The sequence below is a fragment of the Paenibacillus sp. 23TSA30-6 genome, assembly GCF_014858585.1.
Classification (GTDB): Bacteria; Bacillota; Bacilli; order Paenibacillales; family Paenibacillaceae; genus Paenibacillus.
Genome location: NZ_SLTL01000012.1, coordinates 18,875 through 32,736, shown reverse-complemented (window position 1 = coordinate 32,736; position 13,862 = coordinate 18,875). Strand labels below are relative to the sequence as shown.

Sequence of the window (13,862 nt, the reverse complement as noted above, 5' to 3'; positions counted from 1 at the left end):
TAACAGATTCAAAAGAGGTTTATAGTTAAGTTGTCACGTACTGAAATACATCGTGTTTTCGGTATGAGTCAAAGCTGAGGAGGAATTTACATGACAAACGTCGTAAGGTCCGTTACTTCACCCAAGAAATTTATTTCTGGCCAGAATCTGCTCTCGTCGTTAAATGACTACATTAAGGATTATGGCGATAAAGCCTTTATTATTTGTGATGAGTTTATACTCGAAAAGGCGCAAAAGGAGGCTGGCGCTTCTATTGAAGCGGCTGGCAATCAGGCCATTTTCGAGAAATTCCAATATGAATGTACTAAAGAAGAAATTGAGCGTAACCGGGAATTGGTGCGTAAGCATAGCGCTAACATCATTATAGGGATCGGCGGCGGTAAAACGCTGGATACCGCTAAGGCAACGGCTTATTATGAAAAGCTGCCTGTCGTTATTTTCCCGACGATTGCTTCTACGGATGCCCCTTGTACTGCCCTCGCGGTTATCTACAAGAAAGACGGCTCCTTTGATGAATATTTGTTCCTACCAACCAATCCCGACGTTGTACTGGCGGATACGGGCATTTTGGCAGCGGCGCCTGCACGTTTCTTTGCAGCCGGGATCGGCGATGCGCTGGCTACTTATTTTGAAGCGCGGGCTTGTTATCAGTCCAACGGGGACAACCTGGTACTGAACAAGCCTTCCACCACAGGGCTGGGACTGGCCCGTCTCTGTTATGATACGTTGCTGGAAAATGCCGTGAAGGCCAAGCTTGCGGTGGATCGTAAAGTATATACTCGCGCGGTGGAGGATACCATTGAAGCGACAATTTATCTGAGTGGTGTTGGTGCGGAATCAGGTGGGTTGGCAGCAGCGCATGCGATTCATAATGGCATGACGGCCGTACCTTCACTGCATAAAGCACAGCATGGCGAGAAGGTCACATTCGGCTTGCTAACTCAGCTTGTACTGGAAAATGCGCCGAAAGAAGAACTGGATACTGTCATCAAACTGGTTAAGGACGTAGGTCTTCCTTTGACGCTTCGTGATTTGGGTGTTGAGGAATTTGTCGAGGCTGAATGGCGTCAAGTGGCGGAAGCTGCCTGTGCATCGAATGATACGATGGTCAATATGCCGTTTCCGGTCAGTCCTGCTGACGTGTACAACGCCATCATTGCGGCGAATGCGATTGCAGAATCCTATCAGGGATAGTTTTTTTCTTAAGTACGAAAATACTTTTACCAAACGGGTCTGTCCTATTACGGGCAGGCCCATTTGGCTTTAGCGCGGACTTATATCATATCTTATTCTGACCGATATACATGTAACAGATGTAATTAGGAATGGTTACAGCAGGAGGAGATTTGATGTTGGTACATGGTAAAACACGAAGAGGCAGCTTGTACATCCATATGTCCAGCGGTTTTCACAAAATTGGTGATTATCGGGAAGAATACTCAGTAGCACCGGGAGATCGACTGATGTCGAGACTGACCAAGCGGATCTATACCATTGTATCTGTGCATCTCGGTGAAGAGGCGTATGCCGATATTGATCTGGAAGAAGTGATTAGAAATAGTTAAAGCGCTTGGCTTGGTTAGACTCAAAAAAGCTTCAATTTCACTCATAGAGCGAAGTTGAAGCTTTTTTTTTGCTATTTCAGCGCAGGGCCTCGTTCAGAAGGTCCCGTGTGATAATATTATTTTGATTCATAAATGTTCTGATCGTTGATTGCGAATTGGTTGTGGATAGTTCCTTTCCCCATGTCATGGCATAAGCCCAGGTGGGTTGATTTTTTAGCACATTGGCGCTCGGCAGAATATTACTTTCTCCAATTCCAATCGGCTTGCCTTGTGCAAGCTTGAGCAGTCCGGTGTAATAAGAGGCTTTGTAATCATTGTTGTAAATGTCAGCTGCGAGAATATCCACTCTGTTTATGCCTGGAAAAGTCCCATTGTACGGTGTGCTGTATGCGTTCGGTGCATTCGGACTCCATACCCATAACAGATTATCTAGATGATGAACATTAACGAATCGGTCATACATCACATTCCAGAGCTGGACGTAATTTTGTTTGTTTCCCCACCAGAACCAGTTGCCGTTCATTTCATGATAGGGTCTCCACAGAACAGGTACATCTGCGTCCCGCAACGTTTTGAGGGAAAGTGCGACCTCATCAATATCTGCAATCAGTTGTCGATATTGCGGGGTACCCGGCGTGATGTAGTGATTAAATTCAGCCTGACTAAGCTTGGTTTGCACGTTTTTCCACGTTTTGGGTTTACCTGGTAACGCTTGATGAAAGGTAACAGCTACAATTCCGCCGGACTGGCTCCACTGAATAGCACTGTCCACAACACGCTGACGCTGCTCTTGTAAGGCTGCATGGGACTGATTGGCTAGTCCTCCAAACTCATAGCCATGGAGTCCTGCATATTGTCCGCTGATTTGTTGTAACTTGTTGTTTTGTTCATCCGGTGCCTCCAAATAATCATGCTGCCCGGAGATTAGCGTACCCTCTGGCACATTGGAAAGGTAGGTAAGTAGTTGCCTGGCTTTGGCAGAGGCCCGGGAATTAACAGGCGGAGCGGCATCAGCTATAATGAACGATTGCTGAGAGACACTGAATAGTAAAACAAGTAGTAGCAGTAGCACCCTTTGTAACCAAAAGCGTATTGAGTGAGATTTCATGGCGCTCCTCCTTTGATGACATCATGATGAAATTACATTTTTTCTTTGCGTTTTCTCAGTTGGTTACATGCGCTAATGAGGATTATTAGCAAACAGAAGTAGACCAATCGGTTCAGTTCCTGTGAATACATCCAGTCTTTTACCAGAAGGAAGCCGAAAATCAACGCAAGCAAGCCCATGGTAAGAACCATTTTGGTGTGTGCTGGACGACTGCTGCGTTTGGAAATCCAGTGTATGATGCCTAGAACGATGGCTGCCTGGATTAAAAACATGCCCATTAACATTAAAGTAGCTAGAAAGATTGGGGACATCGGTATCCTCCTCCTAAATTACAATCAGATTATGCAGGTTGTAACCGGGATGCGGATTCATGGATGTGAATTCAATACAGATGGATAAGTAGTTGTACTCTCGTTACGATCATGATTAAGTTGACTAAATTATACCATAACTACCGTCCTGCAATAAAAGGTGTCAAAATACCTACTCTACTTTGATTCACCATCATACGCTATATTCAGTGAAATATTGACACATAGTTGTACACTTCATAAATATGCAGGTGCAGTGGGAAATATACAGTAAGCATGAGTATAAAATCAATGCGAAATCAGCGGAAAAGTTTGGTATCATTAAGGTGGTATTGATAAGGAGGTCATTTACATGAATGAAGATAATCGACCGTTTTCTAGCCCTGTAGATGCTGAAGGAGCCAAAGCGAATTTTGATGCGAACCAGCGGAAGCTTCACTCTGAGGGAGCCTCTGGTTTATGGCGTCAGGTCAGCAATCTGCTTATTCTGGTTGGCGTGATTGCGTTGATTATTATTTTAGGTCGAGCGCTCTAAGGATGGGCACCTAAGAAATAAAGCCGATAAGATTATCAGAATAGGGATGTGAGATGTTGTTAAAGGCAGCATTACTTTTTATTTTGGCTGGCATAGCTGAAATTGGGGGAGGGTATCTGATCTGGCAGTGGCTGCGTGAAGGGAAGACATGGTATGTCGGACTTTGCGGCGGGTTGATTTTGGCTGTCTACGGAGTCATTGCAACTTTTCAGGTTTTCTCCTCTTTTGGGCGTGTGTATGCAGCATACGGAGGTGTCTTTATTGTCCTTTCCATTGCATGGGGATGGTGGATTGATAAAAAGACACCTGATTTGTACGATATCGTGGGTGGATTGATTTGTTTGGTCGGAATAGCAGTAATACTTTTTCCCCGGACTGGATGATAGGACAAAAAGCCCTTTTTTATTTTTTTGGAAAACATGACTATTGATCTACATAAATGAGCTTCATATTCCGAAATAGAACTTAAGGAGGGGGTTCTATGAACTGGAATCAAATGAAGCTTAGATTGAAATTTGGCCATGCTGTACCGAAGAGTGAAGGGAATTTCTCAGTGGGCATCGTGTGGGGAATCCTGATTAGTATTGTGCTTTGGGTTTCGATTATTGGCTGGTTTATGCTTATTTTCAAGTGATCACTAGAAATCACTGTTTATAAGGTGGCTTGGTTCAATGTTGTTGTTTGAGTAACCCATGCCTTATGACCCATGCTTTAATCTGTAAAATCGTTACGCAACTTGTTCAGGCCACGGCCCACAGCTTCTTCAATTATATCTGTAGCAGCAGGAGTATCGGCATCGAGGTCAGGGATACGATTAAAACCTGGCTCGCGCTGATCTAGCGACTGTTCATGTACGACCTGATCGATAGTACCATCCTTGTCTTCCCTAATATGTTCTTTCATAATACATCACACGCCCCTTTATGAGTGGAAGCATTTTATATAAACGTTACGCTCAAGGCGGCTAAAGCGGCTATAATAATAAAGCCGGGGAGGAAATAGCTCCCGCCCGGCACTTTCCAAACAACTAGCGATGCTCAATCAGATCAATCGCTCCCAGAACAACATGAGCCAGTCCGAAACCGAGAATGCCTGTAGCCGCAAGCTTGTACTTACTGCTCAGCAACACAGCGCCTGAAGCCGATACTACCGTTCCAAGAACAGCTGGAATCATACCTTCACGCATTCGTAACACCCCTTCTGGTAGTTTGGAAAGACGTTTATTAGTGTAATTCAAAAGCGCCCAAGTTATGCAGAAAAGAAATTTTATTATTTTAGAAAAAAATACTTTACAACTTGATGAAATTGTCGTATTATATGTTGGTGCCCATTAAAACGATATTTACATAGCGAGAACCATTTTGTACATAAGCTGGATGTTTCTCCGTTACTTGCAAGATAAGTAAGCATGAAAATAGCGTTCCTAAATTTATGCCGGGGTGGCGGAATTGGCAGACGCACAGGACTTAAAATCCTGCGGTAGGTGACTACCGTACCGGTTCGATCCCGGTCCTCGGCATCCTTGCGTTTTACCACGATCACATCAACGTTAAATGAACGAAAATAACGAGAGGTCCTGTGTACCTGCGGAGTATTCCGTTTAGGTACACAGGACCAACGAAGCGCCTCACCGTTACTATCCGGAGGGGCGTTTTTTGTTTTGTCAAGATTACGGAGTATTAATCCGAACGCGGGCAACGGGACCAATAGGCGACAATTATTTAATAACCATCTGGTTACTGTAAAGAAACAAAAGACAGAGGGTCAGCAGTTCGGTCGATGTTGATGTGCTGACTGTGATATTAGCTGTACCTAACGAAAAACGTTTGTTGATCTTCGCAACTAAACGTCCCATGCTCGTGACGATGGATACTGGCACACGTCCATTGGAGGCGCAAAAAACCGAATACGGGCAACAAAGAAAGTAACCATGCCCCTCCTTCTTTTGATTAGCACGGATCCCCCCAATAATTGCTAACTGAAGGGCCTGACAACACTTATACAGTAGTCAGGCTCCACTCATTATCTTAGATACTTTTAAACGATTCATTGAGCTTAAAAAAGCTTGGAAGCCGTGACAAACGATTATTTGAGCTGCGTAGGTTCATTTGCTCTCGCAACATCTACTTTGCTTAGAAACAGATAACAAATTGTAAAGGAGAGCGCGACAGCAATGATCATTCCGGAGATGGCATAGATAAAGTAAGGCCCAAAGTAAGCGGGAATGCTAAATATACTGGATAACACATACCCATACAATCGGACACCGAAAAAGCTGATAAAAGCCGAAGCAACTGAACTTGCGATGATGGCGGCTAGAAAAGCTTTTTTGTACTTAGCCAGTACACCGAATAAAGCAGGTTCAGTAATTCCCAAAAGACCGGAGACGGCGGCTGAAACAATGATAGATTTTTCTTTAGGTGTGTTTACCTTGTAATACACTGCAAATGTTGTGCCTACGATTGAAAAGTTAGCCATACACATCATAGGCATTAACATATCGTAACCTTGTGTTGCGAAATTCTGCAAAGCAATCGGAGTCATTGCATGATGCATGCCAGTAAAGACAGCCAAAGGTCGAATCGCACCAACAACAACGCCAGCAAGGATGGGAGAGATACTGAATAAGCCTTGAACAAGCCAAGCCAAGCCATTGCCTAGGTGAATGCCAATGGGACCGATAACGGATAATGCCAGGAAGCCCGAAATAAACAAGGTTAACGTTGGCGTAACTACGGTTTTTAACACTTCTGGCATAAACCTGTTAACGATTTTATGAATATGGCTCATCGCCCATACGGCAAAGATAATCGGGATGACTGTACCGGTGTAGTTAAATACTGGGATAGGTATAAAGCCTAAAAACTGAAACGAGGAAAGTTCCCCGGCCTTGGCCGCATCCACCATCGTTGGAAACATAATGGTAGCAGCGATTGCTATCGCTAAATATTCGTTGGTTTTGAAAATTTTAGCCGCCGAGGCTGCCAAGAAAAACGGTAAAAACGTAAATACTCCGCTCGCCATCATGTTAATGATCTGAATGGTTTCGCTTTGATCCGAGATGATATGGAGGGCGGTCAATCCTGCGATAAGTCCCTTGATCAATCCTGCCCCGGCAATAGCTGGAACGATAGGCCCAAACACGCCGGATACAATATTCATGAAGAGTGTAACAAACCCCTTCTTTTTTTCAGCGCTTGCCTCATCTTCCTTTTGAACATCCGTTAGCTTTAATTCACTGGCCAAAATATTATAATATTCCGCGACTTTAGGACCAAGAATGATTTGGAATTGGTCATTATTAAACTGCGCGCCTAAAACCGGGTCCAATTCCTTAATTTTCTCTATGTCCACTTTGTTTTTATCTTTTAGATCAAACCTGAGTCTGGTCATGCAATGCCAAGCGTTTTGAATATTGCTTTCTCCTCCGACCCCATAAATCATGTCCTGTACCGCTTTCATTTTGTTCATTAAAAATTCTCCTGTCCTTGGAATATAAAGTATTGGTTCCGTTTACATTCTGAATGGTATCACAAAGGTCTGTCGAATAAAAGCAGTCCAAAATAAGCTTCGTTTCATGAAAAACCTTTATATATAAGGATTTATTGAACTTTTTCTGACAAATTGGTCTGGTTTTTTTTAATAATTAGACAATTTACCCAGCCAAATTGATTCTGCATTTCAAACATGATTCAATAAACCTAGAAATTCTTAGAAAAGAGGAGAAATATGAACCCTTCCATCATCACTAATGTGGAATGTTTTGTGCTTAAACCTGATCGACATAATCTGGTGGTTGTCAAAGTAACTACAGAGAATCAAATTACGGGGTATGGCTGCGCCACTTTTCAGCAGCGCCCGAAAGCCGTTCAGCTCATCGTCGAGGAGTACCTCAAACCTATATTGGTTGGAAGAGATGCCAATAATATAGAGGACTTATGGCATATGATGATGGTCAACTCTTATTGGCGTAATGGCCCCGTACTGAATAACGCTATTTCTGGAGTAGATATGGCTTTGTGGGACATTAAGGGTAAAATTGCTGGCATGCCCTTGTACCAGCTGTTTGGAGGCAAATCGAGGGATGCGATACCTGCATATACTCATGCGGTTGCGGACAACATCGAGGATTTGTACCGAGAGATTGATGGTATTCTTGAGCAAGGATATAAACATATCCGGTGCCAACTTGGCTTCTATGGGGGGAATCCTTCGAACTTGCACGCTCCGGATTACCCTACCAAGGGGTCCTATTATGACCAAGACGAGTATATGCAAACCACCACCAAGATGTTTGCTCTATTAAGGTCAAAATATAATGACCAGTTTCATATCCTGCATGACGTGCATGAACGACTTTTCCCCAATCAAGCCGTACAGTTTGCAAAAGACCTCGAATGCTATAAACCGTACTTTGTTGAGGACATTTTACCGCCGGATCAAAATGAATGGTTAAGTCAGATACGTTCCCAAACTTCAACTGCAATAGCCACCGGGGAACTGTTCAATAATCCTTTAGAGTGGAGAAGCCTTATTGTCAACAGGCAGATTGATTTTATTCGCTGCCATGTATCTCAAATTGGAGGGATCACGCCTGCTCTTAAGCTCGGGGCCTTATGTGAGGCATTCGGAGTTAGAATTGCTTGGCATACACCGTCAGACATTACTCCTATTGGGATCGCCGTTAACACTCATCTTAATATTCACCTACACAGTGCCGCGATCCAAGAGAATATTCCGATTAAGGAGAACACACGCAGCATCTTTACGCCCATCATAGACGCTAAAGACGGATACATTTACCCTCTTGAACTTCCGGGCATCGGCGTGGAATTCAATGAAGAACAGGCGAAAAATTATCCGGTGGAATACAGGATGCACGAATGGACGCAGGCGAGATTGCCAGATGGAACACTTATGACCCCTTAAAACAAAAATACTCCAGCATATAGGAACCCTTATGCTGGAGAAGCTGCCTGTTTAGGTGAATGCTTTTATAAATTTCTTCTTTTGTGATGCTCGTTATTGAAGGCTGTCAAATACGTACATTTATAGTCAATGGCTACGATTTCGCTTATCTCAAAGATAATCCCATTATTAAGTATGCCGCGGCTTGATATTTTCATCGCTGGGCTCGTTGAAGATGAGGCGTTTTCCACAAAGGCTATGGGAGAAGGGTTTGCAATCCTCCCGGACACGGGTAAGGTTATTGCTCCGTTTGACGGCATAATCGCTCATATTATGGAGAAAAGTAAACACGCTATTTTGATTCAGCACCAAACGGGCACGCAACTATTGATTCATGTGGGTATGAATACGGTTTCTCTTAAAGGCGAAGGCTTCAAAACGTATGTCAAGAACGGGGATCGGGTCAAAAAAGGACAGTTGCTGCTGGAATTCGACATAGACAGGATTCGTCAGGCCGGATACTCTACCGTGACGCCTATCATTGTTCCGAATGGTCAGGACAATGTCAAGCGAGTTGAAGTGAACAGTACCCTCTGTAAGCCTTTGGAGGATACGGTTTTACGGGTCTACTACTAAATCAGTTATACATGCCAAACCTGTATATATAACGTTAGAAGCTGTAGCGAGATAATTTACCTTAAAAATCCCTTGTTTACTGCTTCTCTTGATCCGCTTGTTTTGAGATGGAGTGTCATTTTAATAGGATAAGCAATACTCTAACTAATCTTCATGTCCCGTTGGATCACAGGCTATGATGGAAAATGTAATCATAGTCTGATCCTTTTGTATGAGTGAGCAATATTAGTAATATCAAGACTATCTAAGTATGTTACCGACCTATAAAATAAAAGTAAGAAGAGTCTTCATCGTTGAATAGGAGATGACAATACATGAAAGCCTGTGAACCTCTGATCATTTCATCTGAAAGCGGATACAATCTTCAAGCTGTCGGAAGTGTGCCGGTTGCCCACGCTTGGAGAATGATTGCGCGAGATCATAAGCAAGTGTTTGGCAGAGAGCCGCTACAAACAGAAAAAGAGGCCGCAATCATTATTCGTTATGCGCAGGAAGAGGATGATTGCCCACAGTGGCCAGAGGGCTATTGTCTGCGTTTTGTTGTTGGTGAGAAGGGAACGGTACTACATATCATAGGCCGTGATGAGCTGGGGATCATTTATGGGTTGCTTCATTACAGTCGCTTCGTTTTGGGTGTGGAGCCATTCTGGTTCTGGGCGGAACTCTCTCCGACCAGACGGGATGCTATAGTTCTGCCGAGCCAGGATTATGATAGTGCACCGTCCAAGGTTCGCTATCGGTCGGGGCTGGTTCGTCAATGATGAGGTCTGCTTGATTGGCTGGAAGGATGATTATCCGCCGACGGAACAGGTGTGGGAGCCCGTTTTTGAAGCATTACTACGCTGCGGTGGCAACATGGTAATTCCGGGGACGGATTTACCGCGTACAGGTATCCATCATAAGCTTGCAGCAGAAATGGGATTATGGATTACTCACCATCATGCCGAGCCGCTAGGTGCGGAGATGTTTTTGTGTGTTTTTCCGGGTAAACAGGCCAGCTACAAAGAGCATCCCGAACTGTTTGAACAGCTATGGCAGGAAGCGATTGAACGGCAAAAGGGAGAGAAAATTGTATGGGTATTGTCTTTTCGTGGGCAGGGAGACAAGCCTTTTTGGGAAAATGATCCTTCATTTGATACGCCGGAGAAACGTGGGCAATTAATATCTTATGTGGTTCGCAAGCAGTACAGTATGATTTGCAAATTTGTGGAGCAGCCCGTTTGCAGTATGGCGATGTATGGCGAGATTGCCGAGTTATACAAGCAAGGTCACATTGAAGTCCCCGAAGGAGTAATTAAAATATGGGCGGACAATGGTTACGGTAAAATGGTATCCCGGCGCCATGGGAATCTCAACCATCGTGTACCCGCATTGCCCGAGGTGGAGGATGAAGGCAAGAACGGTGTATATTATCATGTGACCTTCCACGACTTGCAGGCGTCGAACCATCTTACGCAATTCCCCTCCTCAGCCAAGCTGATTGTGGAGGAATTAACGGCAGCATTTGCCGCAGGAGCAGACGAGTATCTTTTGGTCAATTCAGGTAATATTTTGCCACATTTATATACTCTGGATTTGGCAGCGGATTTATGGACGTATGGTAACGTGGATGCGGAACAGCAGCTTTCTGACTTTATCGAGCGGTTGTACAGTCGTCAGCATCAAGAGATTTTCCAATTATACCGGGATTATTCCCATTGTACTATTGTTTATGGCCCGCATAAGGATGATCGGGCGGGGGAGGAATTCTATCACCATCCGGCACGGCAAATGATGGGCTTTTGGCTGCAAGGTAAAGAAGGCAGTGATGGACGGCTGTGCTGGGCTGCTGGAGAAGGACCTTTTCCTGAGCAGGTACGCTGGTTCAAGGAAAAAGCCGAGTCGGCAATCCCCGGCTGGGTTGAACTGCGAGAGCGGTGTCTGCGAATTATGAAACAATTGCCTAAAGACGAATGTCGCAGGCTTTATAATCAGCTTCTTGTGCAGATTGAATTGCATCTGAGCGGCTCCCGTGGGCTGGCTAACATCTGCATCGCTTACGGGTTATTTCTTGAAGAAGATTATCCACGAGCATTTATACAAGCTTCGCATGCAGTTTGGAGCTACCAGATGGGTAAAGAAGCGCTTTTGCTCGCAGGAACTGGAAGATGGGAGCATTTCTACCGGGCGGATTGGTTGACCAATCTCGATAACACTATTTCTCATGCGGACACGGTGCGGAGATTTCTTCGAATTCAGGGGGATAGTCCCGATATGTTCCTGTGGTACAAACAATATGTAATGCCCGAAACAGAGAAACATATCTACCTGGAAAATACGCATCGCAAGCCGTTACCCGATGATGAATTGGCACGCTGCTTGGAGAAGGTGCTATATTAGAGGACTCGGTCCCAGTAAATGAACCTTCCGATCCATCAAGATGGATTGGAAGGTTCTTTGCAACTTTCAAGCTACCATCACCTGCAGACCTCTAAACAATTCTTTCCTTCCATCCATACCGTTTCTTGAGTTTCAGGTCTACTCATATCTTCTTGCAGAAAACCCGTGTTCCTTGGCAACCCACGAAATGACGAAGGCAAGAAGCATAAGGATAAGCAACGTCCACGGAAAAGAGTGAACCCCAAGCGTCTCTAAAAGAATTCCGCCAAGCAAGCCGCCCCCGCCAATGGCCAGATTCCAAGCGGTTACAAGCATAGACTGAGCTACATCTGCACTCTCGCCTGCCGCTTCGGCCAATGCGGTCTGTAACAAGGTAGCGGCACCGCCGAAGGTCAGTCCCCACAGGGCAACACTTAAATACACAATGGCAGGTTGGTGACTCCCAATTCCTAGTGCAACAGCAGTTACAGCAAAGCCAAGGGTACTCATGAGTACCAATAGACGCAACCAGCGGTCGATCAATGCACCGACCAATCCAATTCCGGCAACCGAAGTTATCCCGAAAATAAGCAGCACCACATCCGTTCGGGAGGCCAGTCCAGCCTGACTCAAATAAGGAGCGATATAGGTGTACAGAATATTATGCGCAAGTACCCAAACCAAAACGACAAGTAAAATGGGACGAACACCGGCAATCGTGAAAACCTTACTCAGAGGGAGTCGCTGATGGGAATCCTGTCCGGAAAAATCCGGAAGTTTCCAGAGTACCCAGACGACTAAGACTACCGCAAGAAAGGACATGGTACCAAAAACCGTTCTCCAGCCAACAAGCGCACCGAGGAACGTTCCTAACGGAACGCCGAGGGCAAGAGCCAGCGGGGTTCCTGACATGGCGACAGCCATGGCGCGTCCTTTTAGTGCATCCGGCACCATTCGCCGGGCATAGCCAGCAAGCATCCCCCATAACACACCAGCGGCTACGCCTGCAAGGAAACGGGCAGCCAGCGTCAAGATATAGTAAGAAGACAGTGCCGTAATGGTGTTAAATATGAGAAAGCCAATGATACAGAGCAATAATAAAGGCCGTCGTCGCCAGCCCCGTGTTGCGGCAGTCAACGGGATTGCGGCAGCGAGCGAACCTAGAGCATACAACGTGACCAATTGGCCAGCCAAAGCTTCCGATATTCCCAGTCCTTTGCTGATTTGTGGCAATAGACCAGCGGGAAGCGTTTCGGTGAGAATACAAATAAATCCGGTCATAGCAAGCGCCAGTAACCCGCCCCATGGAAGTCCTTTAGATGAAGCTGTATCTCTGGTAGTGCGTTCGGTAAAATTCAGATTTGAATTCATATTCCAATCCCCTTCTAATCAAGCATTACATCTGCTCATAAGGAGCAGGAGTTGTTTTTTATCATAAGGTATGTTTTGATATAACTGAAATACTATTATTTCATAGAGGGAATAACCGTATGGTTATAATGGGTGTATGTCTGTGAATATGAATCATCTTGAAGTGTTTATGAAGGTTGCGGAGAAAATGAATATTACGGAGGCTGCCAAAGCACTGTTTATTTCCCAGCCTGCGGTTAGCAAGGCTTTGATCCAATTTGAAAATACTTTGCAGGTAAAATTGTTTATTCGCGACAAGCAGAATGGACTCGTACTGACCGAAGTGGGAAAAGAAATGCTGAGTCTGGCAAGGCAAATGAAGGAGATCGAACATAAAATGGTTCAGCTTGCGTGTCAGGAGAATAAGCTTTTACGTGGTAAAGTAAAAATAGGCTCCTTCCCGGCAGCCTCTACGAACTTGCTTCCGGAAGCGATCTGCTTATTCCGCTCCCAATACCCCGATGTCACTATTGAACTGATGGAAGGAAACTCGAATCAAATTAAACAATGGGTGGAGGATCGCACTGTTGAAATTGGAATAGTAGCTTCTCCATTCGATCATTATGACGTCCATATTCTTGAACACGATTCCATGGTTGCCATCATACCGGAGAATCATCCATTGCAAGCAGAACACGAGGTTTCTCTGGAACAGAACAGGAACGACCTTATCTTCTGTAAAGGAGGACATGAATCTGCTGTATTAAACACCTTGCATGAGCAGCAAATTCCTTTCCAGGAGAGTCTCACGGTCCAAACGGCCGAAACGTTAGTCCATATGGTCCAAAAAAAGCTGGGCATCGGCATTATATCGAAGTTTACGCTTTCCTCGGTGTCCCATTCACTAATCGTTAAAGAGATTATTCCCCGGATTACGCGGGATATCGGAATTATCGCGCATTCCTTTGATGAAGCGACCCCGGCAGCCCGTGAATTTGTAAAAGTGTTGAGTCAGTTATATCGTTCGAGTGAGTAATTTAATAAAAGGGCCTTTGCAAAAGCAAGGGCCCTTTTGTATGGTTTGTTTTGGG

The 13,862-nt window shown here is 44.8% G+C and carries 14 protein-coding genes, 1 tRNA gene and 1 pseudogene; 10 read left to right on the top strand and 6 right to left on the bottom strand.

Going from position 1 to position 13,862, the window contains the following annotated elements; translation table 11 throughout:
• Positions 1 to 90: 90 nt before the first annotated feature.
• Entirely contained in the window at positions 91 to 1,194 is a 1,104-nt protein-coding gene (locus tag E0698_RS12995) for a glycerol dehydrogenase (protein WP_192511838.1), read from the top strand.
• Between the two features lie 155 nt (positions 1,195 to 1,349).
• The gene (locus E0698_RS12990) at positions 1,350 to 1,565 is read left to right on the top strand and encodes a hypothetical protein (RefSeq protein ID WP_025685324.1); all 216 of its coding nucleotides are present in this window, start codon (positions 1,350 to 1,352) and stop codon (positions 1,563 to 1,565) included.
• Positions 1,566 to 1,641: 76 nt separating this feature from the next.
• On the opposite strand, the gene E0698_RS12985 is transcribed toward E0698_RS12990, so the two are convergent.
• Together E0698_RS12985 and E0698_RS12980 are read right to left on the bottom strand one after the other, a co-directional pair.
• Positions 1,642 to 2,673 (bottom strand): glycosyl hydrolase, encoded by a 1,032-nt coding sequence (locus E0698_RS12985; protein ID WP_192511837.1) that lies wholly within the window; start codon positions 2,671 to 2,673, stop codon positions 1,642 to 1,644.
• Positions 2,674 to 2,705: 32 nt separating this feature from the next.
• The gene (locus tag E0698_RS12980; RefSeq protein ID WP_134913528.1) at positions 2,706 to 2,984 is read right to left on the bottom strand and encodes a hypothetical protein; all 279 of its coding nucleotides are present in this window, start codon (positions 2,982 to 2,984) and stop codon (positions 2,706 to 2,708) included.
• Positions 2,985 to 3,336: 352 nt separating this feature from the next.
• On the opposite strand from E0698_RS12980, the gene E0698_RS12975 reads away from it, so the two are divergent.
• The 3 genes from E0698_RS12975 (at position 3,337) to E0698_RS12965 (ending at position 4,153) form a co-directional block, all read left to right on the top strand.
• Positions 3,337 to 3,519 carry a hypothetical protein gene (locus tag E0698_RS12975; RefSeq protein WP_149093355.1) on the top strand — a complete coding sequence of 61 codons (183 nt, stop codon included), beginning with the start codon at positions 3,337 to 3,339 and terminating at the stop codon, positions 3,517 to 3,519.
• Between the two features lie 56 nt (positions 3,520 to 3,575).
• The gene (locus E0698_RS12970; RefSeq protein ID WP_192511836.1) at positions 3,576 to 3,902 is read left to right on the top strand and encodes a YnfA family protein; all 327 of its coding nucleotides are present in this window, start codon (positions 3,576 to 3,578) and stop codon (positions 3,900 to 3,902) included.
• Between the two features lie 98 nt (positions 3,903 to 4,000).
• Positions 4,001 to 4,153, top strand: a complete 153-nt coding sequence (locus E0698_RS12965; RefSeq protein ID WP_162833923.1) for a hypothetical protein — start codon at positions 4,001 to 4,003, stop codon at positions 4,151 to 4,153.
• A 77-nt stretch (positions 4,154 to 4,230) separates the two neighbouring features.
• On the opposite strand, the gene E0698_RS12960 is transcribed toward E0698_RS12965, so the two are convergent.
• The gene (locus E0698_RS12960) at positions 4,231 to 4,422 is read right to left on the bottom strand and encodes a hypothetical protein (RefSeq protein WP_192511835.1); all 192 of its coding nucleotides are present in this window, start codon (positions 4,420 to 4,422) and stop codon (positions 4,231 to 4,233) included.
• A 124-nt stretch (positions 4,423 to 4,546) separates the two neighbouring features.
• Positions 4,547 to 4,705, bottom strand: coding sequence for a hypothetical protein (locus E0698_RS12955; RefSeq protein WP_013311032.1), 159 nt, complete (start codon positions 4,703 to 4,705; stop codon positions 4,547 to 4,549).
• Positions 4,706 to 4,952: 247 nt separating this feature from the next.
• On the opposite strand from E0698_RS12955, the gene E0698_RS12950 reads away from it, so the two are divergent.
• Positions 4,953 to 5,038, top strand: a tRNA-Leu gene (locus tag E0698_RS12950).
• Positions 5,039 to 5,604: 566 nt separating this feature from the next.
• On the opposite strand, the gene E0698_RS12945 is transcribed toward E0698_RS12950, so the two are convergent.
• Positions 5,605 to 6,990: a PTS transporter subunit EIIC gene (locus E0698_RS12945; protein WP_192511834.1), complete on the bottom strand. Its 1,386-nt coding sequence runs from the start codon at positions 6,988 to 6,990 to the stop codon at positions 5,605 to 5,607.
• A gap of 258 nt (positions 6,991 to 7,248) precedes the next feature.
• Between E0698_RS12945 and E0698_RS12940 the strand changes: the two genes are divergently transcribed.
• The 3 genes and pseudogenes from E0698_RS12940 to E0698_RS12930 all read left to right on the top strand — a co-directional run bounded on the left by E0698_RS12940 (position 7,249) and on the right by E0698_RS12930 (position 11,442).
• Entirely contained in the window at positions 7,249 to 8,448 is a 1,200-nt protein-coding gene (locus tag E0698_RS12940) for an enolase C-terminal domain-like protein (protein WP_192511833.1), read from the top strand.
• A 129-nt stretch (positions 8,449 to 8,577) separates the two neighbouring features.
• Positions 8,578 to 9,063 carry a glucose PTS transporter subunit IIA gene (locus E0698_RS12935; RefSeq protein ID WP_192511832.1) on the top strand — a complete coding sequence of 162 codons (486 nt, stop codon included), beginning with the start codon at positions 8,578 to 8,580 and terminating at the stop codon, positions 9,061 to 9,063.
• Positions 9,064 to 9,377: 314 nt separating this feature from the next.
• Positions 9,378 to 11,442: pseudogene (locus E0698_RS12930) on the top strand (glycosyl hydrolase 115 family protein).
• Between the two features lie 138 nt (positions 11,443 to 11,580).
• Here E0698_RS12930 and E0698_RS12925 read toward each other — a convergent pair.
• Positions 11,581 to 12,792, bottom strand: a complete 1,212-nt coding sequence (locus E0698_RS12925) for an MFS transporter (RefSeq protein ID WP_192511831.1) — start codon at positions 12,790 to 12,792, stop codon at positions 11,581 to 11,583.
• 136 nt (positions 12,793 to 12,928) lie between these two features.
• Between E0698_RS12925 and E0698_RS12920 the strand changes: the two genes are divergently transcribed.
• Positions 12,929 to 13,807: a LysR family transcriptional regulator gene (locus tag E0698_RS12920; RefSeq protein WP_192511830.1), complete on the top strand. Its 879-nt coding sequence runs from the start codon at positions 12,929 to 12,931 to the stop codon at positions 13,805 to 13,807.
• Positions 13,808 to 13,862: the final 55 nt, after the last annotated feature.